This window comes from Streptomyces sp. NPDC054834 (genome assembly GCF_053611185.1).
In genome coordinates this window covers 417,507-440,046 of sequence record NZ_JBSGZV010000002.1, presented here as the reverse complement: position 1 = coordinate 440,046, position 22,540 = coordinate 417,507, and the positions used below count along the sequence as shown (strand labels likewise).

The following is a 22,540-nucleotide window of genomic DNA, read 5'->3' as shown; positions in this document are numbered from 1 at the left end:
GCTGATCCGCCGAGCGCACGGCCTCCGGAAGTCCCGCCCCACGCGCGAGGGGCGGGACTTTCCGTGTTTGCGCAGGTGGGACGCGCCGGAACGTATGTCGCACACTTGTTCGGGGATGGGGGTATGGTGGGGGTGAGAGTAGGGAACTGATGTTCGAGAGCCGGTCGGGGCTCACGAGGGCGGGAGGTGCGTGTGCCGGGTTTCACGCATCTGCACACCGTCTCCGGGTTCTCCCTGCGCTACGGCGCATCGCACCCCGAGCGGCTGGCCGAGCGCGCCTCCGAGCGGGGCATGGACGCCCTCGCCCTCACCGACCGCGACACCCTCGCCGGCACGGTCCGCTTCGCCAAGGCCTGCGCCAAGGCGGGCGTCCGCCCGCTGTTCGGCGCGGAGCTCGCGGTGGGGGAGCCTGAGGGGCGGGACAGCGCCGAGCGCCGAGACACTGCCGTGTCGACGGAGCGCCGCCGTACCCCCGTCCGCGGCGGTGCCTTCATCGACGAGTCGACACCCCGCGTGACCTTCCTCGCCCGGGACGGGGCCCGTGGCTGGGCCGACCTGTGCCGGCTGGTCACCGCCGCCCACACCGCCGAGGGCACCCCGCTGCTGCCCTGGTCCGACAACCACGCCGACGGTCTGACCGTCCTGCTCGGCCCTGCCTCCGACGTCGGCCGCGCCCTCGCCGCGGGCCGTCCCGACCGGGCCGTGAAGCTCCTCGTGCCCTGGCGCGAGGTCTACGGCGACGCCCTGCGCCTGGAGGCCGTCTGGCACGGCCGCGAGGGCACCGGTCCCGGTTCCCTGCGCCTGGCCGCCCGCACCGTCGGCTTCGCCGCCGAGCAGCGGATCCGGCCGGTGCTCAGCAACGCCGTCCGGTACGCCGACCCCGGCCAGGGTCCGGTCGCCGACGTTCTGGACGCCGCCCGCCGCCTGGTCCCCGTCGACCCCACCAAGGAGCTGGACTCCGGTGAGGCCTGGCTGAAGGACGCGGAGGCGATGCTGCGTGTGGCCGAGCGGGTCGTGGAGGCCGCGGGCTACCGGCGCGAGGCAGCCCACCGCCTGCTGGAGCAGACCCGGGCGACGGCCGCGGAGTGCCTGGTCGACCCCGAGGACGACCTCGGCATCGGCACCGTCCACTTCCCCGAGCCGCACCTGGTCGGCGCCGGCCGCCGCACCGCCCAGCGGGCGCTGGCCTCGCGGGCGGCGGCGGGCATGGTGCTGCGCGGCTACGGCACCCGGCGCGCCTACTGGGAGCGGATGCACCGGGAGCTGGACATCATCGCCCACCACGGGTTCGCCTCGTACTTCCTGACCGTCGCCCGAGTGGTGGACGACGTGAGGGAGATGGGCATCCGGGTCGCCGCGCGCGGTTCCGGCGCGGGCTCCCTGGTCAACCACCTGCTCGGCATCGCGCACGCCGATCCGGTCGAGCACGGGCTGCTGATGGAACGCTTCCTGTCCAAGGAGCGGGTCGTGCTGCCGGACATCGACATCGACGTGGAGTCCGCGCGCCGGCTGGAGGTCTACCGGGCGATCATCGACCGGTTCGGCGGCGAGCGGGTCGCGACGGTCGCGATGCCGGAGACGTACCGGGTCCGCCACGCGATCCGGGACGTGGGCGCGGCCCTGTCCATGGACCCGGCCGAGATCGACCGCGTCGCCAAGTCCTTCCCGCACATCCGGGCACGCGACGCCCGCGCGGCCCTCGACGAACTGCCCGAGCTCAGGGAACTGGCAGGGGAGTGCCAACGGGAAGGGGAGAAGTACGGACGGCTCTGGGAACTGGTCGAGGCCCTCGACGCCCTCCCGCGCGGAGTCGCCATGCACCCCTGTGGGGTGCTCCTCTCCGACGCCTCCCTGCTGGCCCGCACCCCGGTCATGCCGACCAGCGGCGAGGGCTTCCCCATGTCGCAGTTCGACAAGGACGACGTGGAGGACCTCGGCCTGCTCAAACTGGACGTGCTGGGCGTGCGGATGCAGTCGGCGATGGCTCACGCGGTCGCGGAGGTGAAGCGGGCGACGGGCGCCGAGGTGGACCTGGACGGAGTGCCGCCCGGCGACCCGGCGACGTACCGGCTTATCCGTTCCGCCGAGACGCTGGGCTGTTTCCAGATCGAGTCGCCGGGCCAGCGGGACCTGGTGGGACGCCTCCAGCCGGCGACCTTTCACGATCTCGTCGTCGACATCTCCCTCTTCCGGCCCGGTCCGGTCGCCGCCGACATGGTGCGGCCGTTCATCGAGGCCCGGCACGGGCGGGCGCCCATCCGCTATCCGCACCGCGACCTGGAGCGGCCGCTGAAGGAGACGTACGGGGTCGTCGTCTTCCACGAGCAGATCATCGACATCGTCGACATCATGACCGGCTGCGGGCGCGGCGAGGCGGACCGGGTGCGGCGCGGGCTGTCGGATCCGGAGTCGCAGGGGCGGATCAGGTTCTGGTTCGCGCAGCACGCGGCGGCGAACGGCTATGACGCGGAAACGATTCAGCGGACTTGGGAGATCATCGAGGCCTTCGGCTCCTACGGCTTCTGCAAGGCGCACGCGGTCGCCTTCGCCGTACCGACCTACCAGTCGGCCTGGCTGAAGGCGCATCACCCGGCCGCCTTCTACGCGGGGCTGCTCACGCACGACCCCGGGATGTACCCCAAGCGGCTGCTGCTGGCGGACGCGCGGCGGCGCGGGGTGCCGGTGCTGCCGTTGGACGTGAACGTGTCGGGGGTCGCACACCGGATCGAACTGGTGTCTGAATCAGGGGTGTGGGGGCTGCGGTTGGCCCTCTCCGACGTGCACGGCATCAGCGAGGCCGAGGCGAAGCGGATCGCCGACGGGCAGCCGTACGCCTCGCTGCTGGACTTCTGGGAACGGGCCCGCCCGAGCCGGCCGCTGGCCCAGCGGCTGGCCCAGGTCGGCGCGCTGGACGCCTTCGGCGCCAACCGCCGCGACCTGCAACTGCACCTGTCCGAGCTGCACCGGGGCGCCCGGGGCGCGGGCGGCGGCCAACTGCCGCTGGCCGGCGGGCGGAAGACCGCCCCGGCCGGGCTGCCCGACCTCACCTCGGAGGAACGGCTCAGCGCCGAGCTGGGCGTGCTGTCCATGGACGCCTCGCGCAACCTGATGGACGACCACCAGGAGTTCCTCCAGGAGCTGGGCGTGGTCTCGGCACGCCGGCTGCGCGAGGCGCGGCACGGCGAGACGGTGCTGGTCGCGGGCGCCAAGGCGGCCACCCAGACCCCGCCGATCCGGTCCGGCAAGCGGGTCATCTTCACCACGCTGGACGACGGCACGGGCCTGGTCGACCTGGCCTTCTTCGACGACTCCCACGACGCCTGCGCGCACACCGTCTTCCACTCCTGGCTGCTGCTGGTGCGTGGAGTGGTGCAGCGGCGCGGCCCGCGCAGCCTCAGCGTGGTGGGCTCGGCGGCCTGGAACCTGGCCGAGCTGGTCGAACTGCGTGCCGAGGGCGGCCTCGACGAGGTGGCGGCACGGCTGGCGGAACCCGTTCCCCAGCGGCGGGGGGACTCGGCCGAGGGCCGGACGATCCGCATGCCCACGGGGTACGAGATGCACCCCTGGGCCGATCTGCGTCCCGCGGGCGAGGGCCCGGCGGGTGGGAAGAAGCTGTGGCACCAGAGTCCGGGGAGTGCGGGATGACGATTCTCTGCGTACGTTTCCAGCTGCCGCCGACGCACGAGGCGGCCCTGCCGGAGCTGCTCGGCCTCCTCGAGGAGTTCACTCCGGTCGTCGAGGCCCTGCCTCCGGACGGCGCCCTCGCCGATCTGCGCGGCGCGGAGCGCTACTTCGGGCGCGCCGCCGTCGAGCTGGCGGCGGTGATCCGGGTCCGGGCCCTCGCGCTGTACGGCGTCGACTGTGTGATCGGCGCCGGGCCGGGCCCGCTGCTGGCCCGCATGGCACTGCGCGACGCACGGCCCGGGACGACCCGCGCGGTCCCCGCGGACCAGGACGCCATCAGGGAGTTCCTCGCCGACCGCCCCGTGGCCGCGCTCCCCGGCGTCGGCGCCGCCACCGCCCGCACCCTGTGCGAGTACGGCCTCGACACCCTGGGCCGGGTCGCCGCCGCACCCCTGTCCACGCTCCAGCGGCTGGTCGGTGCCAAGGCGGGCCGCGACCTGCACGAGAAGGCGAACGGGATCGACCGCGGCCGGGTGGTCCCGAACGCGGTCTCCCGGTCACTGGCCGCCGAACGCCCCTTCCGGCTGGACGAACTGGACCCCGTCCGCCACCGCGGGGCGCTCCTGTCCGCCGCCGACGAACTGGGCGCCCGGCTGCGCGCCGTGGAGAAGGTCTGCCACACCCTGACCCTCACCGTGCGCTACGCCGGCCTCCCCCACTCTCGAACAGGCTCGAGCGGGGGGACCCCCAACTCGACGACCCGCAGCCGCACCCTCAAGGAGCCGACCGCGCACTCCGCGGCGCTGACCAGGACGGCTTATGGCATGTACGAGTCCCTCGGCCTCCAACGCGCCAGGGTCCGCTCCCTCACCCTGCGCGCCGAGGGCCTCACCCCCGCCGGCCAGGCTCCCTACCAGCTGACCTTCGATCCCGTGGACGAGAAGGTCCGCCGCATCGAGGAGGTCGCGGACCGCGCGCGAGCCAAGTTCGGACCCCGGGCCGTGATGCCGGGGGCGCTGGCGGTCAGTTGGCCCACGGCGGCGTGATGCGGGTGCCGTCGGCCAGCTCGGCCTCCAGACCGACGGAGGTGGTGACCCAGGAGATCGCGGTGTGATCGGTGGGGTTCTCGACGGCGAGGGTGGCGCCGGGGTTGACGATCGCGGTGTCGCCGGCCGTGATCCGCTCGGTGCGGCCGTCGAGTGTGATGAGCAGTTCGCCGATGAGCAGGTGGAAGATCTCCTCGCGGTTGACGGTGTGGGCCGGGGCCTTCGTCCCCGCGGGTATCTCTCCCCGCCAGGCGCACAGCTCCTCGGCGCCGGTGAGCGGGGTGGCGTACGAGACGAAGCGGGCACCGTGGATCTCGTGGGTGGTGGCCTCGGACGAGCGGATGACGGGCATGGGTGTCCTCTGAATCCTCTGGGTCGGCTGGATCGAAACTGGTCAAGTAGCTTGACTACCTGTCTCCATGGTCAAGCTGCTTGACCATTTCGTCAAGGGTGTTTGAATTCCTCCGTGCAGAACTCCGAAGCCATGGCCCTGTCCGCCGCCCTGCTCGCCGTCGCCGGTGACCTCACGCAACGCATCAACGACGGGGTCGTGGCCCGGGGTTTCGAGGGGATGCGGCCCGCGCACGGCTTCGCCTTCGCCCGGCTCGCCCCGGACGGGGCGACGGTCACCGAGCTCGCCGCGCATCTGGGGGTCACCAAGCAGGCCGCCAGCCAGCTCGTCGACGAGATCGTGCGCAAGGGGTACGCCGAACGGCGGCCACATCCGGGGGACGCCCGGGCGCGGCTGATCGTGCTGACCGAGCTGGGGTGGGCCTGCACCCGGGCGGCGGAGGAGGCGGCCGCCGAGGTCGTGGGCGAGTGGGCCGAACTGCTGGGTGAGGGTGAGGTTCGCGTGTTGCGTGATCGTTTGGGGCGTATCGCGCCCTACGGTCCGATCAGGCCAGCCTGGTGACGGCCCGCTCGAAGGCGAGTGGACCGCCGACTATCACTGGAAGTTTTTACTGACGCGTAACTTCACACAACTGCTACCCGTCCGTAACTTGACGAGCGAACAGCATCCCGTGATCCGGATCACAGGGCGTAAGGCCGTCGAACTCCCTTGAGCCGCAAGGAGATCACCCGATGCTGCCCTGGAAGCGTGTACTCAGACCCCTGGCCGCGCTGCTCCTGACCGCCGCCGTCGCCATCGTCCCCGCCGCCACCGCCCACGCCTCGACCGCGCCGAGCTGGGGGTCCCCCCGCTCGAACGAAGCCGAGAGTGGGGGAGGTTGGAACGACTACTCGTGCAAGCCCTCCGCCGCCCATCCCCGCCCCGTCGTCCTGGTCCACGGCACGCTGGGGAACTCCATCGACAACTGGCTGTCCCTCGCGCCGTACCTGAAGCACCGGGGGTACTGCGTCTACTCCCTCGACTACGGACAGCTGCCCGGCGTCCCCGTCTTCTACGGGCTCGGCCACATCGACAAGTCGGCAGAGCAGCTCTCCTCCTTCGTCGACAAGGTGCTCGCCGCGACCGGCGCTGCCAAGGCCGACCTCGTCGGTCACTCGCAGGGCGGCCTGATGCCCCGCTACTACCTCAAGTTCCTCGGCGGAGCCGCCAAGGTGAACGCCCTCGTCGGCCTCGCCCCCGACAACCACGGCGCCACGCTGAGCGGCCTCACCAACCTGCTGCCGTACTTCCCCGGCGCCGAGGACCTGATCAAGGCCACCACCCCCGGCCTCGCGGACCAGATGCCCGGGTCCGACTTCCTCACCAAGCTCAACGCGGGCGGCGACACCGTCCCCGGAGTGCGGTACACGGTCATCGCCACCAAGTACGACGAGGTGGCCACGCCTTGGCGCAGCCAGTACCTGAGCGGCTCGGACGTCACCAACGTCCTGCTACAGGACCTGTGCTCGCCCGACCTCTCCGAACACGTGGCGATCGGACTCTTCGACCGCATCGCCTTCCACGAGGTCGCCAACGCCCTCGACCCCGCCCACGCCACCGCCACGACCTGCGCGTCGGCGTTCAGCTGACCACCGCCGGGGCTTGTCCGGCCTGAGCCGCCGGACAGGCCCCGGAAACCGCCTCGGGCGCGTTGACGGATGGGTCGAATCCCGTGGGGCGAATCCGAAACTAGCGCCAAGGAACCGCGAAATCGCCTGCTGAGAGCCGGTTCCGGAGATCCTTATGCTCGCCTTAAGGAAGCGCTGAGGCTGCGCTCAGGTAGGTACCGTGCGCCACATGACGAACGAACGGATCCGCCCGGCCGGCACCGCCGACGTCCCGGCCGTGAAGGCCGTGACCGACGCGGCCTACCAGCACTACATCGCGCGCATCGGTGTGGTGCCGCAGCCCATGGAGGCGGACCACGCGGCGAACGTGGCCGCGGGGAAGGTGTTCGTGGCGGAGGAAGCCGCCACCGGCCGGGTGACCGGCCTGGTCGTGCTGGAGGCGCGCGAGGACCATCTGTTCCTCGACAGCATCGCCGTCCACCCGGACGCCCACGGCAGGGGCGTCGGGCGACGGCTGCTGGAGTTCGTCGACGCACGCGCGCGTGAACTGCGTCTGCCCGAGGTCGGGCTCTACACGAACGCGATGATGTGGGAGAACCAGGAGATCTATCCGAGGTTCGGCTACGAAGTCACGGAGCGACGCGTCGACGGACCGGACGACCGACTCCACTACCGCAAGCGGCTGGACTGACGCGGCCTCGCCTCGGGTCAGCCGTCCGGCCACCATGTGCGGGCGATGTCCTTGCGCACCTCGGGGCGGCCCGCGGGGAGCTCCTCGGACTCGTCGTGGACGCGGCGGGTATCGGGCCTCTTCAGGGGCTTGTGCACGGTTACGCGGCGCATGGCGGCCTCCTTCAGTGCCTACCGAGTTCCGTGTGGTCACGGAGGTAGACCCTTTCGGGGAGAGTTCCTCATCGGTCGGGGTCTGTCAGTGGCGGCTGTCACGATTCGGATGTCAGTGGCGGGTGTCACGCTTGGGGCATGGCAAACAAGAGTGATGACGCGACCGCGGTGAGTGTCGACTGGGACACCGAGGCCGCCGGATTCGACGAGGAGCCGGACCACGGTCTGCGCGACCCGCAGGTCCGTGCCGCCTGGGCGGCCCGGCTCGATGGCTGGCTCCCGGGCCGGCCCGCCGACGTCCTGGACCTCGGCTGCGGCACCGGCAGCCTCTCGCTGCTCGCCGCCGAGCGGGGGCACCGCGTCACCGGTGTCGACCTGTCCCCGCCGATGGTGGAACTGGCCCGCGCCAAGCTGGCCGGCCGTGACGCGGTGTTCCTGCTCGGTGATGCGGCGGCACCCCCGGTCGGGGAGCAGCGCTTCGACGTCGTGCTGGTACGGCATGTGCTGTGGGCGCTGCCCGACCCCGCCCGCGTTCTGCGGCGCTGGCGCGGACTGCTGCGCCCGGGAGGACGGTTCGTGCTGGTGGAGGGCGTGTGGGGGACGGTCTCCCCGGTCGGCATGGCCGCGGACCGGCTCGTCGGCCTTCTGGAGCCGGTCGCCGGACAGGTGCGCGTGGAACGGCTGTCGGACGACACGGCGCTGTGGGGGAAGGACGTCGACGACGAGCGGTACGCGGTGGTGGCGACGCTGTGAGCCCTGGCAGGCCTCAGGCCAGCAGGGCGTCGAAGCCGCCCCCGCGGGCCAGGGTCTCCAGTTCGTCGAGTGCGGCCAAGGCCGCCGCGGCGGCCTGCGGGTCCCGCTCCGACAGTCCGCTCCCGGCGAACTCGTCCTCGTCCAGCCGCCGTACGTCGCCGCCGTCGGCGGAGCGCCACAGGTCCAGGTCGAGGTCCTCGACGACCAGCTCCGTCCCGGAGACGACCGCCGGGCGGGTGATGTCGCAGTACCAGCCCTTCACGCCACCGTCCGCGGCACGGACCTCCTTCACCGCGTACCAGCGGTCACGCCAGTAGTACTCGGTGAAGACGTCACCGGGCTCGAAGCGCACGAAGCCGAAGTCGCGGACCCCCGCGCCCGCCCAAAGAGCCCGTACGGCGACCCGGGTGCCGTCGTCCCCGATGAGCTCACCCGCGTAACGGATCTTCGTCCGGCCGCCCTTGACGAGCACGACCTCCACCACCGTTGCCGCGTCAGCCGAGTTCGCGGACATGGCGCACCTCCGTCGCGCAGACCTCGTACCCGAACCACTTGTTGATCGCCAGCATCGGGCCGTTCCCTGCGTCGTTGCCGGTGAACGCCTCGGTGCACCCGGCCGCGCGGGCCCGGTGCAGGGAGTCGTTCTTCGCCAGCTTGGCCAGGCCCCGGCCGCGAAAGGCGCGCGCGGTGCCGGTCATGACGGTGCCGTAGCGGGTGCCGCCGTCCGTGCGGGCCACGCTGAAGGCGACGGGGCGGCCCTCCACCACGGCCACCGAGGTCAGTTCGCGGCTGACCAGCGGGTGGTTCCAGCTCTCTTCGAGCCAGGCCTCGTAGTCCGTGAACTCGTAGGCGATGTCGCTCGGCTCGTCGGACATCGTCTCCGCGTCCAGCTCGAACAGCGGACGCGGATCGTCCGCGAAGTCGGCCCCGGTACGGAGCTCTACGCCCGGCGGGAGTTCCGCGAGCGGCGGCAGGCTGCCGTTCGCCAGGTCCAGCCGGAGGAAGTGCGCGGAGCGGCTGGGGCGATAGCCGTGCCGCTCGGCGAAGCCGCGGTTGCCGGGCTCGTCCAGCACCCACGCGAACAGCTTCCTCGCCCCGCGCTCGGCCAGGTGTTCCTCGGCCGCACGGACCAGGAGCGAGCCCGCACCGCGGCGCGTCCGCCCCGGGTGCGTGTACACGTTCACGTAGCCCACGCCGGGCTCCGGGCTGTCGTGGACGATGCCGACCTGGGCCGTGCCGATGATCTCGCCGTCCTCCTCGGCGACGAGCGGGCGGTAGTGGCCGTCGGGGTGGGCGTGGGTGAGGTCGTAGGCGATGGAATCGGGAGTGACCAGGAAGAAGGGGAGTCCGAGCCGCCGGACGAGGGCGAAGCCCTCGGTGTCGGCCCGGACGTCGGGACGCAGGTCGCGCACGATCACTGTCATGGGGCCGCACGGTATGCGGCAGCCGCGCCCGGATGCCTCTCATTTTCCGGCGGGTACGAGAGAATCGGCCCGTGACCTTGAAGATCCACATCGACGACAGCGCGCCGCCGTACGAGCAGGTGCGCTCGCAGATCTCCGAGCAGGCCCGGTCCGGTGAACTGCCGGTGGGATACCGGCTGCCGACCGTGCGCGGGCTGGCCGAGTCGCTGGGGCTCGCGGTGAACACGGTGGCCAAGGCGTACCGGGCCCTGGAGACGGACGGGGTGATCGAGACGCGGGGCCGCAACGGAACGTTCGTCGCCGCCGCGGGCTCGGCGGCGGTCCGGGAAGCGGCGGCCGCGGCTCAGGCCTACGTCGAGCGGGTGCGGCGGCTCGGGCTGGACGAGGCTGCGGCGCTCGCCGCCGTGCGGGATGCCCTGCGGGCGGCTTATGGGGAGGAGTGAGGGGAGTTCGGCACCGCCGGGCAGCCTCGTCGTGGCTGAGCGCCGCTGCGGCGGATACCGGGTTCCGGCGACATTCAGTGCCGGCTGAGTGCCGGTCGCTCCGGCGTGCGGGTCGCCGTCAGGCCCGCCTTCGTCGCCGCCGTGGCGAAGGTCACCGCGTCGGCCACTGCCGCGCCGCCCGGGTCGTTGTTGAAGTACGCGTAGACGTCGTGGGTCCTGGACCAGGTGGTGGCGACGCGGTCGACCCACGTCTCCAGGGAACGCCGGCCGTAACGCGGCCACGGCTGGGCGCGGCCCTCGTGGAAACGGACGTACCCCCAGTCGGCGGTGCGCCAGAGCGGGGTCACCGGGCGGGCCAGGACATCAGCCCAGCACAGGGCGGCGCCCCGGGACTCCAGTACCCGACGGACCCGGGGCGTCCACCAGGAGTCGTGGCGCGGCTCGACCGCGACCCGCGTGCCGGAGGGGAAGCGGGCGAGGCAGGCGTCCAGCAGGTCAGGGTCGGCGCGCAGGGTCGGCGGGAGTTGGAGCAGGACCGGGCCCAGGCGGTCACCGAGGCCCGCGGCGTGGGACATCAGGCGGTGCACCGGCTCCTCGGGGTCCTTCAGACGCTTGATGTGGGTGAGGTAGCGGCTGGCCTTGACCGCGACCACGAAGCCCGGCGGCACCCGGTCCCGCCAGGACTCGAAGGTCTCCCGCGACGGCAGCCGGTAGAACGCGTTGTTGATCTCCACCGTGGCGAAGAGCCGTGTGTACTCCTCCAGCCACAGCCGCGTCGGGACCCCGGCCGGGTAGACGAGGTCCCGCCAGTCCTTGTACTGCCACCCCGAGGTACCGACGAACAGGGTCATACGTCCATCAAAGCACTACAGATACAGCCCCGCGTCCGCCCCGTCCCGCGCCCCCGGCACCGACGTCGGTGACGTGCCCCGGCGCAGCGCGTACAGCTCCGCCAGCGTCGCCCCGTCCCGGCCCACGGCCTCCTCCTGGTCGCCGGCCTCACCGCCGAGCCAGGCCACCGACTCCTGGCGGGTCAGCCTGCCGACCTCGATACGGGCGAGGCAGCGGCCGGGCCGGACCACCGCCGGGTGCAGGCGCTCCAGGTCCTCGTTGGTGGTGACGCCCACCAGGACGTTGCGGCCCTGGCCGAGCAGGCCGTCGGTCAGGTTCAGCAGTCGGGACAGGGCCTGGCCGGCCGTGTGCTTGGCCTCGCCGCGGATCAGCTCGTCGCAGTCCTCCAGCAGGAGCAGCCGCCAACGGCCCTTGCCCGCCGTGTCCTCCTCACCGATCGCGATGTCCATCAGATAGCCGACGTCGGAGAAGAGCCGCTCCGGGTCGAGCACGCAGTCCACCTGGCACCAGTCCCGCCAGGAGCGGGCGAGCGTGCGCAGCGCCGAGGTCTTGCCGGTGCCGGGCGGGCCGTGGAGCAGCAGCAGGCGGCCCGCGATGTCCTCGGGGGTGGTCTTCATCAGGTCGTCCATCGCCTCGGCCACCGGTGCGGTGTAGTTGGCGCGGATCTCCTCCCAGGTACCCGCGGAGATCTGGCGGGTGGTGCGGTGCGGGCCGCGCCTGGGGGAGACGTACCAGAAACCCATCGCCACGTTCTCCGGCTGCGGCTCGGGCTCGTCGGCCGCGCCGTCCGTCGCCTCGTTCAGCACCTTCGCCGCGAGGTCGGCGCTGGTCGCGGTCACCGTGACGTCCGCGCCCCGGTTCCAGCGGGAGACCAGCAGGGTCCAGCCGTCACCCTCGGCGAGGGTCGCGCTGCGGTCGTCGTCGCGGGCGACGCGCAGCACGCGGGCGTCGCGCGGCAGCAGGGTCACGCCGGAACGGACGCGGTCGATGTTGGCGGCGTGCGCGTACGGTTGCTCGCCCGTCGCGAAGCGGCCGAGGAACAGCGCGTCGACGACGTCGGACGGCGAGTCGGAGTCGTCGACGTTGAGCCGGATCGGCAGAGCGTCGTGTGGGTTCGCAGACATGCCGCCATGATCCGGCACAGGACCGCCCGGCGCACCCGGTTTCCCCCGTGCCGCCCCCTCCGTCCTGTTACAAAACGGTGCTCTGCGGGATATCTGCCCCCGGAGCCCTCTCTCCTCCTACTGTTGTCCTTGATGGGACGTCATGGGTGGAATTCGGATTCTCGGCGGTGGCGGCTCACCGCCCTGCTCGGTGTGGGCGTGGCCGCTCTGGCCCTGGTGGTGACCCTGATCAACACGCTTCCCGGCAGCGGGAGCACCGCGGGGACCTCGCGCGACGGCGACAAGGTGCACGGCACTCCGGCCACCCCGGCGAAGCGGCCGGAGCCGTATGTGGGCTGGGGCTTCACCCACACCCAGTACAGCGCCGACGAGGGCAGCGGGACGGCGACGAAGCGCGTGGCGGAGCGGCTCTCGCAGAACGGCGGGCTGCCGCAGAACCAGCACATCATGGGCTGGGGCGCCGACAACCCCGAGCCGGTCAAGGGCCGTTACGACTTCACGGCGATGGACCGGCGCATCGACTTCGTCCGCGCATCCGGCGGCACCCCAGTGATCACACTGTGCTGCTCACCGGACTGGATGAAGGGCGGCAAGGCGGGCGTCGACAACACCGACTGGAGCCGGTCGGCCCTGGAGACCGCCCCGACACCCGCCCACTACCAGGACTTCGCCGACCTGACCGCGACCGTCGCCAGACGCTATCCGGACGTACGCCACTTCATCGTCTGGAACGAGTTCAAGGGCTTCTGGAACAACGCCGAGGGCCGCTGGGACTACGAGGGATACACCCGGCTGTACAACCTGGTCTACAAGGCGCTGAAGAAGGTGGACGCGGACATCATGGTCGGCGGCCCGTACCTGGTCATGGACAGCGTCGACCCCCGCCAGAAGCAGGACGCCTCCACCGCCCTGCGGGGCGCCTGGGGCGCCATGGACCAGCGGGTCCTGGACGCCTTCGGCTACTGGAACGCGCACAAGGCCGGCGCCGACTTCGTGGTGGTCGACGGCTCCAGCTACACCAAGGACGACGACCTGCTGCCGAACGAGTTCGCGGCGACCGACAAACTCACCGCCGTGAGCGAGTGGGTGCGGCGGCAGACCCACGACCTGCCGCTGTGGTGGGCCGAGTACTACGTCGAACCCGCCGACGGCAACGACGACCGCTCGGGCTGGTCCGAACAGCATCGGGTCGCCGTCCAGGCCACCGGCATGATCGCCATGGTCAAGGGCGGCGCCGATTCCGGCTTCTACTGGAACCCGGAGGAGGGGAAGGGGACCGACTGCCCCGGCTGCCTGTGGACGCCGACCGACACCTCGGGCGGCGGCGCGGAGCTCGCCATGTACGGCCTTGTCGAGCGGTTCGGGAAGGCCTTCCCGCCGGGGAGCAGGTACGAGACCGTCTCCGTCGCCCCGGACGACGTGCCCAACGTGCGTGTCCTCGCCACCGACAAGACCGTCCTGGTGGTCAACACCCTGGACCGGCCGATCAGCGCGAAGGTGGACGGGAAGCGGTTCGACATGCGGGCGTACGAGGTGAAGTGGCTCGCCCGGTGAGCCGGACGAGCCACGCGGCTGACTTCACCGTCACTTCATCGTCATGAACCGCTGCACCAGCGAGGCCAGCAGCACCGCGAGCAGCGGCAGCGAGAACCAGAAACTGCCCTGGAGCAACCGCAGTTGCCGCACCCCGGGCCGCACCGCGACCCGGACCATCTCACGCGCGGTGAGCAGCAGCACCAGCGCGACGGCGGCGAGAGCGCCGACCACCGACCACGGGGTCCAGGTCACCTGCGGCCCGATCGGTCCGGGATCCGGCTTCGGCACCTTGCCCGCGGGCTGCTTGCGCAGCGCGTACATGGTCACGTCGTCGTTGGTCAGGACCCGCGTCAGCTCCTGCCGGTCGTCGAGGTTGCGGATCAGCCGGGACTCCCAGGCCGCCGGGTAGCCCACGTCCATGCGCAAGTACGTGACCTGGCTCTTGTTGATCATCAGATACGAGTGGGGTCCCGCGTCCTTGAGCGCCTTGACCAGTCCCGACACCAGCACCGGATCGGTCGGTGCCGGCGTCGGCACGTAGTTCACGCGCTCCATGTCCTTCGCGCCCCACGGCATCGCCGGGGTCACGTTGTTCACCGTGTCGTTGCTCAGCCACAGCAGGCGAACCGTCGGCCTGTCGTGGGCGTAGACGTAGTCCATGGCCGCGACCTCGCCGGGCCGGATCCGTTCGAACGCCTCGTTGCCCCAGCGGGCCATCAGGAAGCCGCCCATGAGCAGCAGACCCGCCAGCAGCGCCGCGAGCGGGGCCAGGCGGCGGCGGTCCTTCTCGCTTTCCCCCGCGGTGGCGCCGGTGCGCGGGAAGAGGGCGAGACCGGCCAGCAGACCGGCGCCGGGAAGGGCGAACATGAAGACACGCAGGGCCATCTCACCGCCGTACGACTGCATGCCGAAGCCCAGGAACGGTACGAAGGTGAGCACCAGCAGCGACCGCTCGCGGTACCTGTTCCAGCGGCGACGCAACCAGCCGAGGCAGGCCAACGCCATCACCCCGCCGGCCAGCAGCACCCGCGCGTACAGGACCAGTTTGTGCGTCGGGTCGCCGCCCTGGATACGACCGGACACGGACGTCGACACATTGCTGCCGACCCCGCCGACCCCGCCGAACAGCTCGTCGAAGTGTCCGGACCAGTAGGGCTCGGCCATGAAACCGACCCACACCGCGACCAGCACCGCGAACAGCATGGGCAGCCCGCGCAGTTCCGACTTGCCGATCAGCACCAGCGCCGCGAGCACACCGAGCATCACGAACGGGGTGAGCTGGTGCGCGGGGACGCTCGCCGCGTACAGGCCGATCAGCACCATGAGCAGCACGGCCCGCTGCCGTCGGCCGGCCGGCTCGACCTCCGCCTCGCCGGGGCGGAACCTGCCCCACAGCGCGTGCGGGGCGCGGAACCAGACCAGGAGGACCGCCACGAACACGAGGTACAGCAGATAGGTGAAGCCCTGCGGGGAGAAGTAGTCCTGGCCGACCCAGCCGCTGAGCACGAACACCCACACGCCGGTCCACTTGGCCCGCCAGCTCGCCCGCAGCGAGCGGGTCAGCAGGAACATCGGGGCCAGGTAGGCGAGTTGGACGGCCAGCGGCCACCAGCGGATGATCTCCGTGAAGTCGGTGATGCCGCAGGCCCTGCCGATGAACGCGGCCGCCGCGAAGAAACCCGGCCAGCTCCAGCGGGCGTCCAGGTCCGGTACGGCCGACCCGGTGCGGTCGATGTAGTCGATGAACCCCAGGTGCTGCCAGGCTGTCGCGAACCGAGGCTCGGTCTCGATCACGGCGGGCAGCGCGTGCAGGGACACCACCGTCGCCAGCAGCGTCACCAGCAGCAGCGCCCGGTGCTCGCGGGCCGGCCGGAGCAGCGCGGCGAACACCACGACCAGCAGTGCCGCGCCGACCAGCGTCGGCAGCGGCAGTACGGAGATCAGGCCGAGCCCGCCCATCCCGTCCAGGCCGGCCTCGTCGAGCCGCAGCGCCGGCACCCAGTACAGCAGGATCGCGGCGATCAGCAGACAGCCGAGGAGGACACCGGTGCGGGTGGGCAGGAGGCGTTCGCCGAGCGAGCGCGGTGGCCGCGGCGGTTCCGGTACGGCCGGCGGTGGGGGAGCCGGTGCGAACGACGGTGGGGGAGCCGGTGCGAACGGTGCGACCGCCGCCGACTCCGACTCCGCCTCCCTCAGCAGTGAGGCCTCGGCGGGGCCCAGCGACGCCTCCGCGCCCGGCTCCCTCTCCCACTCCCGTGGCAGCAGCGCCCAGGCCGGCCGGTGGTCGGCGGGCACCACCGGTGTGCCGGCCGGCGGGGTACCCGGTCCGGGGCGCACGTCGGGGCGGCGTTCCTGGTGGTCGAAGTCGACGTGGATGCCGAGGGCGAGGGTGTCGCCGTCCAGCGCCCAGGCCGGTCCCCGCCTGCGCGGCTCGGACGCGGCGGGGACCTCGCGCGCCCCCAGGTCGGCGAGGTCCCCGTCCGGCGCCGCCGCCTCGGGGACGGTGTCCGGCGCGGCCCTGACGGTCTTGAACAGCTTCGGCGCCGCGATCGCCACGATCACCGTGAGAGAGGAGATCTCGGCCACGCCCGCACCGGTGAGGCCCATGCGGGGGAGCAGCAGCAGCGTCAGCCCGAGCACCAGCACGCACAACAGGCCCTGAAGCCAGGCCAGTCCGGCGGTGCGGCTCTGGGCGCGCAGCACCGCGAAGTACGTCTCCATCACCACGCGCAGCAGCGCGCCGACCGCGAACCAGCGCAGCAGCGGGGTCGCCGCGTGCGCGTACCCCGCGCCGAAGACGCCTAGGATCCACGGCGCTCCGAGGAACAGCAGCCCGCAGATCGGCAGCATGATCCGCGCCATCCGCTTCAGCGCCGCCCGGGTGTTGGCGGCCAGCCGCCCCGGTTCGTGCGAGCCCTCGACGGTCAGGGACGCGCCCATGTTGATGGCGAGCAGGTTGACCGTGCCGCCGATGGTGGTGGTGATGTAGAAGTACGCGTTGTCCTCGGAGCTGACCTGCGCGGCGATGATCACCGGGACCAGGTAGACCACGGCGAGGGAGAACAGCGAGCCGGTGTAGTCCCCGGCGAGGAACCTGCCGATCTCCTTCACCGAGGGCGGCTGGGCGTGCTCCGGGGTCGCCTTCACCTGCCGGGGCACCAGCCGCCGGAACACCAGCAGGCCGAGCGGCACCACGGAGGTGGCGATGGCCAGCACCCAGGAGACGAAGACGCCGGTCGTCGGCATCGTGGCGGCGAGTCCCACCAGCAGCGCCAGCTTCACCGCGGAGAAGACCGTGTTGCCGACCGGCACCCAGGGCGCGCTGCGCAGACCGGTCAGCACGCCGTCCTGGAGGGTGAGCAGGTTCCAGGCGGCGATGGCCATGATGAAGCCGAGGCCCTTGATGGACCCGTGCAGAAACCGGTACGACGGCCCCCAGGTGTCGAGGGTCAGCAGGAAGACCCCGGCCGCGAACGCCACGACGACCGAACTCGCCAGGTACGTACGGGCGATGAGGCGTCCGGTGGAGCGCCCCGACACCGGGATGAACCGGGCCAGGGCGCCCGTCAGGGTCACCGCGGTCAGCCCGGCGAGGAGTTTCATCGCAGCGATCGCGGCCGAGCCCTGGCCCACGGCGGACTCGGAGTAGTAGCGGGCGGCCACCAGCCAGTAGCCCAGGCCCAGGACCGCGGAGATGCCGGTGTTCAGCATCAGCGCGTAGGCGTTGCGGAACAGTTGGTCGCCGCCCGGGGACCGGCCGCGCCCGGGCAGGCGCAGCCGGCGCCCCGGCTGCTCGGGCGCCGCGGTGGCGGTGGTCGCGGCCTCGGTGGTGGTCGTGTCAGACACGGGAACGGATGGCCTTCCGGCGGACCTGGCGGGCTCTGCGGACAACGGCGTACCCCTTGGTGAGGGCACGGTCCCGGGCGAAGGTACGGGCGATCGAACGGCCTTCGAGCAGCCGCGCGAACTCCTCCGCGTCCGTGCTGCGGCGCACGGTGACGCGCCGCAACGCGTACGGGCCCTGGCGGCGGCGGGCGAGCGCGTTGCCGACGGCGAGGGCCTGGGCGAACCCGGCGGCGCGCACGGCCCGGCGCACCCGACGGCTGGAGTAGCCGTACGGGTAGGCGAAGGAGGCGGGCACGGTGCCCAGTTCGTCGGCGACGATCTCCTTGCAGCGGACCAGCTCGGAGCGCAGCGTGTCGTCGTCGAGCTGGTCGAGCTGCGGATGGGTGTGGCTGTGCCCCCCGATCTCCACGCCCGCGCCCGCGAGGTCCCGCACCTGGTCCCAGTCCAGCATGGTGTCCAGGCCGCCCCCGGTGTCGTACGCGCCCCGGATCCAGCCCGTCGAGACGAACAGTGTGGCCGCGAAGCCGTGCTTGGCGAGCACGGGCAGCGCGTGCCGGTGGACGCCCTCGTAGCCGTCGTCGAAGGTGATCAGAACCGGGCGCGCGGGCAGCGGCCGCCCCGACCGCCAACTCGCCGCCAGCTCGGCCGTACCCACCGGGGTGAGCCCCAGGTCTCCGACCATCGCCATCTGCTCCACGAACGCCTCCGGCGCGACCGACAGGCCCCGGGTGGCGTCGTTCGGCGCGGTCGCGACCGAGTGATACATGAGGATCGGCACGGGCCGCACGCCACTCACGAGCCCGCCCCCGCATCCGACGCGGGCGCATCCGACGCGGGCGCCTCCGACGCGGGCGCCGGGTCTGCCGGACGGGCCGGCCGGGGGCGGTGTGGCCGTCGTGGCTCCGGCCTCCGGCGTGGGTGTTGTGGCTGCCGGCCGGGCCCGCAGAGGTGCCTCCAACAGAGGCGTCGTACCTGCCGCTCCGGCCGACGCGGGCGCCTCCGGTGTGCTCGGACCTTCCGGGTTCGGCCCGTTCGGCGTGGCGCATTCCACGCCGGCCGGTGCGCTCGGTTCCGCGACTCCCCGCGGAACGGGTTCCGCCGCTGCTCGCGCGCGTGTCTCCGTCCCGGCCCGCTCGGCGGGGTTCGTGTCGGTCGGTGGGACGGTCGCTGGTCCGGTCCATGTGGCCGGTGCCGCCTGGGGCGGCGGGGCCGTCACGGGCCGGGTGGTTCGGGGCGTCTCGGCCGGAGGTACGGAGAACGTCATGCGGCCGCGTCGGGCGCGTACGCTCCCCACCGCGTAGCCGCCCGCCGCCGTGAGTACTCCGGCGACGATCGCGCCCGCCCGGCCCGCGCCGCCCGGGCGGGCCAGCAGGGCGTCCCGCAGGCCACGGGCGACCCCCGCGGGCAGCACCCGGGTGGCGTACCGGCGTTCAGACTCCAGACCCTTGTCCGCGCCGACGCTGCGGGCGACCAGGGCCTTGGAGAGGCCCTCGGCGTAGGCGCGGGTGCGGAAGTAGGCGAAGTGCTCGCGCGCCCCGGGCACCCGGTGGTGGATCACCGCCCGGTCGTCGATCAGCAGGATCGCGTCGGGCCGGGCACGGCTGAGCCGGATGCACAGCTCGGTCTCCTCGCAGCCCAGCGGGCGCCGGTCGCCGTCCCGGCCGATGCCGGTGGCGAAGCCGCCCGCCGCGTGGAAGGCCGTACGCCGGAAAGAAGCGTTTCCGCCCAGGACGTTGCGCACCCGGACCCGCCCGGCAGGCAGCCCCCGGTAGGTGCAGCCGACCACCCAGTCGAACTCCTCCGGGAACCAGGCGGGGCGCCGCCCCGACGCCCACACCGGCTCCGTACGGCCGCCGACGGCCATCACCCGGGGATCGGCGTACCCCTCGGCGAACCGCCGCAGCCAGTCCCGCTCGGCCACGGCGTCGTCGTCGAGGAAGGCGATCACCTCGCCGCCCGAGGCGGCGATACCGGTGTTGCGGCCCGCGGACAGGCCGCGGGGGCCCGCGTTGGCGAGCACCCGCACGTCACCGGCCTCCTTGTACTCCTTGGCCAGCCGGTCCAGGAGCATCGGATTGTGGTCGACGACCAGGAGCGTCTCCAGCGCCGGATACGACTGCGCGCGCACCGAGGAGACCGCCGCGAGGATGTCCTCCCAGCGGTCCTCGGTATACACGCAGATCACGACGGAGATGTCGGGATCGCTCAAGACACCTCACCCTGCCCGGCGTTCAGCATCGGAGAGTTGTGGGCGGCCATACGGCGCAGGGCACGGCGGTTGGAGCGCTCCCTCAGGATCACCTTGAGCACCCGCAGCCCGTCCCGGACGGCCCGCAGATTGCTCGTGCCGTGGATGCGGAGGTACTCGTGGCTCGGGATCTCCTGCACCTTCAGCCCCGCCTTGACCACCCGGATGTTCATCAGGGTCTCGACCTCGAAGCCGGTGCAGTCGAGGTCGATCTTGTCCAGGCAGTGCCGCCAGAACGCGTTGTACCCGTAGCAGAGGTCGGTGTAGCGCGCGCCGAACTTGCGGTTGACGACCGCGCACAGCGCCCGGTTCCCGAGCTTGCGGATGAAGGTCATGTCGTCCGTGCCGCCGCCGTTGGCGAAGCGCGAACCCTTGGCGAAGTCCGCGCCGGAGACCAGCGCGGACACGTAGCTGACGATCTCCTGCCCGTCGGCGGAGCCGTCCGCGTCGACCATCACGATGATGTCGCCGGTGCACGCCTCGAACCCGGTGATCAGAGCATCCCCCTTGCCCTTGCCCCGCTGTTCGACGACCTTGACCTTCGGCCACAGTCCGCGTGCGACCTCCACGGTGTCGTCCGTGGAATTGCCGTCCACGAGAACGACCTCGTGAATCCAGTCCGGCAGCGTCTTGAAGACGTACGGGAGATTCTCCGCCTCGTTCATGGCGGGAATCACCACGCTCACCGGCGGCGCGATGGCCAGGTGAGAGGAGACGGGCCGGTATGTGGTGGCGATGAAAGGATCTTTGCCCGGATTGGGCGGGTGAAGAACGGAACTCATGAGTCGGTGTCCCTCTCGTCCGGTGGGCCGCCCGCCCCTGGGCGGCCCGCTCTGTGTCCGGTTCGAAAGGGGGGTTCTCACTCACGGCACGGCGAACGGATCTCCGAGCACGCGGGTGAGCTGGCAAAGCTGGCCGGCCTGCCGCAAAACGGCAGCCGGTCGCGCGGCACGGCTCGGTCACCCAATGCGGTCACCGAGCACGGCACCCCCCTACCGCGCCCCGCGCCGGAACGTCGTGGCCCTGAGCCCTCCCCTGGAGCCGTTGTCGACGGACCGATGCGGGTGAGATGTCTGACGGTATTGACGATTGAACCCGTATGGCAAGGCCTGGACCGAAGCCTCACGTTTTTGTTGGTTTAGTCATTACATGTGTTTCGAACGGATCTTTCCCATCCGTTTGAGAATTCTGTCCGCCGGTTCGAACAGTTCCGGCCGCGACATCACCGTGTTGCGCAGCGCCCGGACCGGGGCGCGCCGCACCCGGTGTCCGACCGCCATCGGGTGACGCCTGGTCACCCACCCTTCGGACACGGCGATTTCGCGTGTCTTCAGGGAGTCCTTGTATTCCTTCTGGCCCCGGCCGAGATCGAGATGGGCGATGCCGTCCGCGGCGGCCGCCTCGGCCATCCGCAGGTGCAGGACCAGCCCCGGTGAGTACTTCGCGAACGCCGGGTCGTACGCCGGGAACCAGCAGGCCAGTATCCGTTCGGTGCGCAGCCCGAAGTGGGCGGCGACCGGCCGGCCGTCCGCGTACAGCACCGACAGAATCCCGGCGAACGGTTCGGAGCGGGTGTGGAAGAGCCGGGTCACCAGCCGGGTGATCCACTCGTGCGCGAAGCGGTCGCTGCGCCCCGTCCGGCGGTACTGCGCGGACTTCCACGCCATCAGCGTGTTCAGGGCCTCGGGGTCACGCTCGTCGTGGACGTAGCGTACGGCGCCCGCGTCCCGGCCGAGCTTCCGCTCCTTGGCGAGCGTGCTCCGGGTGAACTTCGGTGCATGGGCGCGAAGTTGGCTCAGATAGACCTCGTAGCCCCGGTCGACGTCCATGACCGGGGACGGGAAGGTGCCGGAGGCCGAGGCCTCGAACGGCTGCTGGCCCTGGACCAGGTGGTCGAACTCCCACAGCACGAGCCCGCAGGCCCGCAGTAACTCATGGGCGTCCCAGCTGAAGCCGGGCCGGTGCACCAGGCCCTGGCAGTCCGAGACGCCGAGACCGACGGCCCGGCCGACGCCGGTGGCGGATCTCTGGTACGGGAAGAAGGCGGCGGGCTCGCCGTCCTCGTGGACCACCGCGATCCGCACGCCGCGTCTGACCCGGCCCACCGCGAGCGCGAACTCCGGGGACAGGAACGGGTTCGCCAGTTCGGGGGTCCCGTGCAGATGGGCCTTGGCCTGCATCGCCGTCCAGGCCGCCCGGTCGGCGGCGCTCAGTTCACCGGGGCGGTACACCCTGATGTCCATGTCACACGCCCTGTCTTCTCGCCGTACGGCCGTGCGGCAGCCGCAGCAGGACCAGCAGGAGAAGGAGGAGGCTGAGCGCGGTCACGACGACGACCCCGCCGCGCACCGACCAGCGGTGCACGGCCAGCATGCCCTGCGTCACCAGCATGTTCACGACCACCGCACCGGCCACCGAGGCGAGTGAGCGGCCGAACGGATCCAGCCCCCGCAGTGCCGCCGCGATGGCCGCGGCCGGGGCCGCGAGCAGGAAGAACAGCACGCACGGGCCGCGCAGGAACCAGTGCGAGCCGGTGAGCGCGAGCAGCGCGCCGACCCCGCCCACGGTCGTGGCGGCCCCCGCGAGCAGCGGCGACAGGTCCCTCCCCGGCCCTGGTCGCGCACGCTCGGCGCCGTCCGTTGCAGCTGACTTGATGCGTATGTTCTGCATTGGCGACTTTGCCCCCCGAAGCGCCGGATGCCGGGCTTCAATGTCGCGCAGCCCCGAGGGGGCCGTCAAGATGCGGAGGCCACTCATACGGCATCTTGTCCGGCTTTAAACATGCCCTGGGGCGACGCTTGAAGGTCGCCTGTGTGTCGGCTTGCCGAACGTAAACAAACAG

Annotated in this window: 19 protein-coding genes and 1 pseudogene; 8 read left to right on the top strand and 12 right to left on the bottom strand. The window is 71.7% G+C overall.

Translation table 11 applies throughout. From position 1 onward, the window contains the following. The first annotated feature begins 192 nt into the window (after positions 1-192). A complete protein-coding gene (locus tag ACWGJM_RS04695; protein WP_453410205.1) occupies positions 193-3,645 on the top strand; it encodes a DNA polymerase III subunit alpha in 3,453 nt (1,150 codons plus the stop codon). Next, positions 3,642-4,670, top strand: a complete 1,029-nt coding sequence (locus ACWGJM_RS04690; RefSeq protein WP_453410204.1) for a DNA polymerase Y family protein — start codon at positions 3,642-3,644, stop codon at positions 4,668-4,670. Before ACWGJM_RS04695 ends, ACWGJM_RS04690 begins: the two co-directional genes overlap by 4 nt. On the opposite strand, the gene ACWGJM_RS04685 is transcribed toward ACWGJM_RS04690, so the two are convergent. Further along, a complete protein-coding gene (locus ACWGJM_RS04685; RefSeq protein WP_453410203.1) occupies positions 4,648-5,022 on the bottom strand; it encodes a cupin domain-containing protein in 375 nt (124 codons plus the stop codon). The genes ACWGJM_RS04690 and ACWGJM_RS04685 overlap by 23 nt on opposite strands. A 114-nt stretch (positions 5,023-5,136) precedes the next feature. Between ACWGJM_RS04685 and ACWGJM_RS04680 the strand changes: the two genes are divergently transcribed. The 3 genes from ACWGJM_RS04680 (at position 5,137) to ACWGJM_RS04670 (ending at position 7,320) form a co-directional block, all read left to right on the top strand. Then, positions 5,137-5,583: a MarR family winged helix-turn-helix transcriptional regulator gene (locus ACWGJM_RS04680; protein WP_453410202.1), complete on the top strand. Its 447-nt coding sequence runs from the start codon at positions 5,137-5,139 to the stop codon at positions 5,581-5,583. A 170-nt stretch (positions 5,584-5,753) separates the two neighbouring features. Beyond that, positions 5,754-6,650 (top strand): esterase/lipase family protein, encoded by an 897-nt coding sequence (locus ACWGJM_RS04675; protein ID WP_453410201.1) that lies wholly within the window; start codon positions 5,754-5,756, stop codon positions 6,648-6,650. 208 nt (positions 6,651-6,858) lie between these two features. Further along, positions 6,859-7,320, top strand: coding sequence for a GNAT family N-acetyltransferase (locus tag ACWGJM_RS04670; RefSeq protein ID WP_453410200.1), 462 nt, complete (start codon positions 6,859-6,861; stop codon positions 7,318-7,320). A gap of 17 nt (positions 7,321-7,337) precedes the next feature. Here the strand turns inward: ACWGJM_RS04670 and ACWGJM_RS04665 are convergent, their stop codons facing one another. Further along, complete coding sequence (locus tag ACWGJM_RS04665) at positions 7,338-7,472, bottom strand: hypothetical protein (protein ID WP_453410199.1); 135 nt, start codon at positions 7,470-7,472, stop codon at positions 7,338-7,340. Between the two features lie 138 nt (positions 7,473-7,610). On the opposite strand from ACWGJM_RS04665, the gene ACWGJM_RS04660 reads away from it, so the two are divergent. After that, on the top strand, positions 7,611-8,225 hold the full coding sequence (locus ACWGJM_RS04660) for a class I SAM-dependent methyltransferase (RefSeq protein WP_453410198.1): 615 nt from the start codon (positions 7,611-7,613) through the stop codon (positions 8,223-8,225). Between the two features lie 13 nt (positions 8,226-8,238). Here the strand turns inward: ACWGJM_RS04660 and ACWGJM_RS04655 are convergent, their stop codons facing one another. Further along, positions 8,239-8,739: a DUF402 domain-containing protein gene (locus tag ACWGJM_RS04655; protein WP_453410197.1), complete on the bottom strand. Its 501-nt coding sequence runs from the start codon at positions 8,737-8,739 to the stop codon at positions 8,239-8,241. Then, on the bottom strand, positions 8,720-9,649 hold the full coding sequence (locus ACWGJM_RS04650) for an N-acetyltransferase family protein (protein ID WP_453410196.1): 930 nt from the start codon (positions 9,647-9,649) through the stop codon (positions 8,720-8,722). The genes ACWGJM_RS04655 and ACWGJM_RS04650 overlap by 20 nt, the downstream gene beginning before the upstream one ends. A gap of 71 nt (positions 9,650-9,720) precedes the next feature. On the opposite strand from ACWGJM_RS04650, the gene ACWGJM_RS04645 reads away from it, so the two are divergent. Continuing rightward, a complete protein-coding gene (locus ACWGJM_RS04645; protein WP_453410195.1) occupies positions 9,721-10,092 on the top strand; it encodes a GntR family transcriptional regulator in 372 nt (123 codons plus the stop codon). A 74-nt stretch (positions 10,093-10,166) separates the two neighbouring features. Here the strand turns inward: ACWGJM_RS04645 and ACWGJM_RS04640 are convergent, their stop codons facing one another. Both ACWGJM_RS04640 and ACWGJM_RS04635 read right to left on the bottom strand, forming a co-directional pair. Then, positions 10,167-10,943, bottom strand: coding sequence for a DUF72 domain-containing protein (locus ACWGJM_RS04640; protein WP_453410194.1), 777 nt, complete (start codon positions 10,941-10,943; stop codon positions 10,167-10,169). Between the two features lie 15 nt (positions 10,944-10,958). Then, on the bottom strand, positions 10,959-12,068 hold the full coding sequence (locus ACWGJM_RS04635) for a DUF5925 domain-containing protein (RefSeq protein ID WP_453410193.1): 1,110 nt from the start codon (positions 12,066-12,068) through the stop codon (positions 10,959-10,961). A gap of 132 nt (positions 12,069-12,200) precedes the next feature. On the opposite strand from ACWGJM_RS04635, the gene ACWGJM_RS04630 reads away from it, so the two are divergent. Beyond that, complete coding sequence (locus ACWGJM_RS04630; RefSeq protein WP_453410192.1) at positions 12,201-13,622, top strand: GH39 family glycosyl hydrolase; 1,422 nt, start codon at positions 12,201-12,203, stop codon at positions 13,620-13,622. 30 nt (positions 13,623-13,652) lie between these two features. On the opposite strand, the gene ACWGJM_RS04625 is transcribed toward ACWGJM_RS04630, so the two are convergent. From ACWGJM_RS04625 to ACWGJM_RS04600, 6 genes and pseudogenes are all read right to left on the bottom strand, one after another. Further along, entirely contained in the window at positions 13,653-17,450 is a 3,798-nt protein-coding gene (locus ACWGJM_RS04625) for a lipopolysaccharide biosynthesis protein (protein ID WP_453410191.1), read from the bottom strand. Next, complete coding sequence (locus ACWGJM_RS04620) at positions 17,443-18,216, bottom strand: polysaccharide deacetylase family protein (RefSeq protein ID WP_453410258.1); 774 nt, start codon at positions 18,214-18,216, stop codon at positions 17,443-17,445. The genes ACWGJM_RS04625 and ACWGJM_RS04620 overlap by 8 nt, the downstream gene beginning before the upstream one ends. A gap of 471 nt (positions 18,217-18,687) precedes the next feature. After that, a pseudogene (locus ACWGJM_RS04615) lies at positions 18,688-19,659 on the bottom strand (glycosyltransferase family 2 protein); the annotation flags it as partial. Next, positions 19,656-20,480 (bottom strand): glycosyltransferase family 2 protein, encoded by an 825-nt coding sequence (locus ACWGJM_RS04610; protein ID WP_453410190.1) that lies wholly within the window; start codon positions 20,478-20,480, stop codon positions 19,656-19,658. The pseudogene ACWGJM_RS04615 and the gene ACWGJM_RS04610, both read right to left, overlap by 4 nt. A gap of 363 nt (positions 20,481-20,843) precedes the next feature. Continuing rightward, positions 20,844-21,941, bottom strand: a complete 1,098-nt coding sequence (locus tag ACWGJM_RS04605) for a GNAT family N-acetyltransferase (RefSeq protein WP_453410189.1) — start codon at positions 21,939-21,941, stop codon at positions 20,844-20,846. A 1-nt stretch (position 21,942) separates the two neighbouring features. Then, the gene (locus tag ACWGJM_RS04600; protein ID WP_453410188.1) at positions 21,943-22,368 is read right to left on the bottom strand and encodes a hypothetical protein; all 426 of its coding nucleotides are present in this window, start codon (positions 22,366-22,368) and stop codon (positions 21,943-21,945) included. Positions 22,369-22,540 lie beyond the last annotated feature (172 nt).

Bases quoted from the DNA above. Each gene is read 5' to 3' on its own strand.
- ACWGJM_RS04690 (WP_453410204.1), top strand. From the start codon at position 3,642: ATGACGATTCTCTGCGTACGTTTCCAGCTGCCGCCGACGCACGAGGCG.
- ACWGJM_RS04685 (WP_453410203.1), bottom strand. From the start codon at position 5,022: ATGCCCGTCATCCGCTCGTCCGAGGCCACCACCCACGAGATCCACGGT.
- ACWGJM_RS04675 (WP_453410201.1), top strand. From the start codon at position 5,754: ATGCTGCCCTGGAAGCGTGTACTCAGACCCCTGGCCGCGCTGCTCCTG.
- ACWGJM_RS04670 (WP_453410200.1), top strand. From the start codon at position 6,859: ATGACGAACGAACGGATCCGCCCGGCCGGCACCGCCGACGTCCCGGCC.
- ACWGJM_RS04665 (WP_453410199.1), bottom strand. From the start codon at position 7,472: ATGCGCCGCGTAACCGTGCACAAGCCCCTGAAGAGGCCCGATACCCGC.
- ACWGJM_RS04660 (WP_453410198.1), top strand. From the start codon at position 7,611: ATGGCAAACAAGAGTGATGACGCGACCGCGGTGAGTGTCGACTGGGAC.
- ACWGJM_RS04655 (WP_453410197.1), bottom strand. From the start codon at position 8,739: ATGTCCGCGAACTCGGCTGACGCGGCAACGGTGGTGGAGGTCGTGCTC.
- ACWGJM_RS04650 (WP_453410196.1), bottom strand. From the start codon at position 9,649: ATGACAGTGATCGTGCGCGACCTGCGTCCCGACGTCCGGGCCGACACC.
- ACWGJM_RS04640 (WP_453410194.1), bottom strand. From the start codon at position 10,943: ATGACCCTGTTCGTCGGTACCTCGGGGTGGCAGTACAAGGACTGGCGG.
- ACWGJM_RS04635 (WP_453410193.1), bottom strand. From the start codon at position 12,068: ATGTCTGCGAACCCACACGACGCTCTGCCGATCCGGCTCAACGTCGAC.
- ACWGJM_RS04630 (WP_453410192.1), top strand. From the start codon at position 12,201: ATGGGACGTCATGGGTGGAATTCGGATTCTCGGCGGTGGCGGCTCACC.
- ACWGJM_RS04620 (WP_453410258.1), bottom strand. From the start codon at position 18,216: ATGTATCACTCGGTCGCGACCGCGCCGAACGACGCCACCCGGGGCCTG.
- ACWGJM_RS04610 (WP_453410190.1), bottom strand. From the start codon at position 20,480: ATGAGTTCCGTTCTTCACCCGCCCAATCCGGGCAAAGATCCTTTCATC.
- ACWGJM_RS04605 (WP_453410189.1), bottom strand. From the start codon at position 21,941: ATGGACATCAGGGTGTACCGCCCCGGTGAACTGAGCGCCGCCGACCGG.
- ACWGJM_RS04600 (WP_453410188.1), bottom strand. From the start codon at position 22,368: ATGCAGAACATACGCATCAAGTCAGCTGCAACGGACGGCGCCGAGCGT.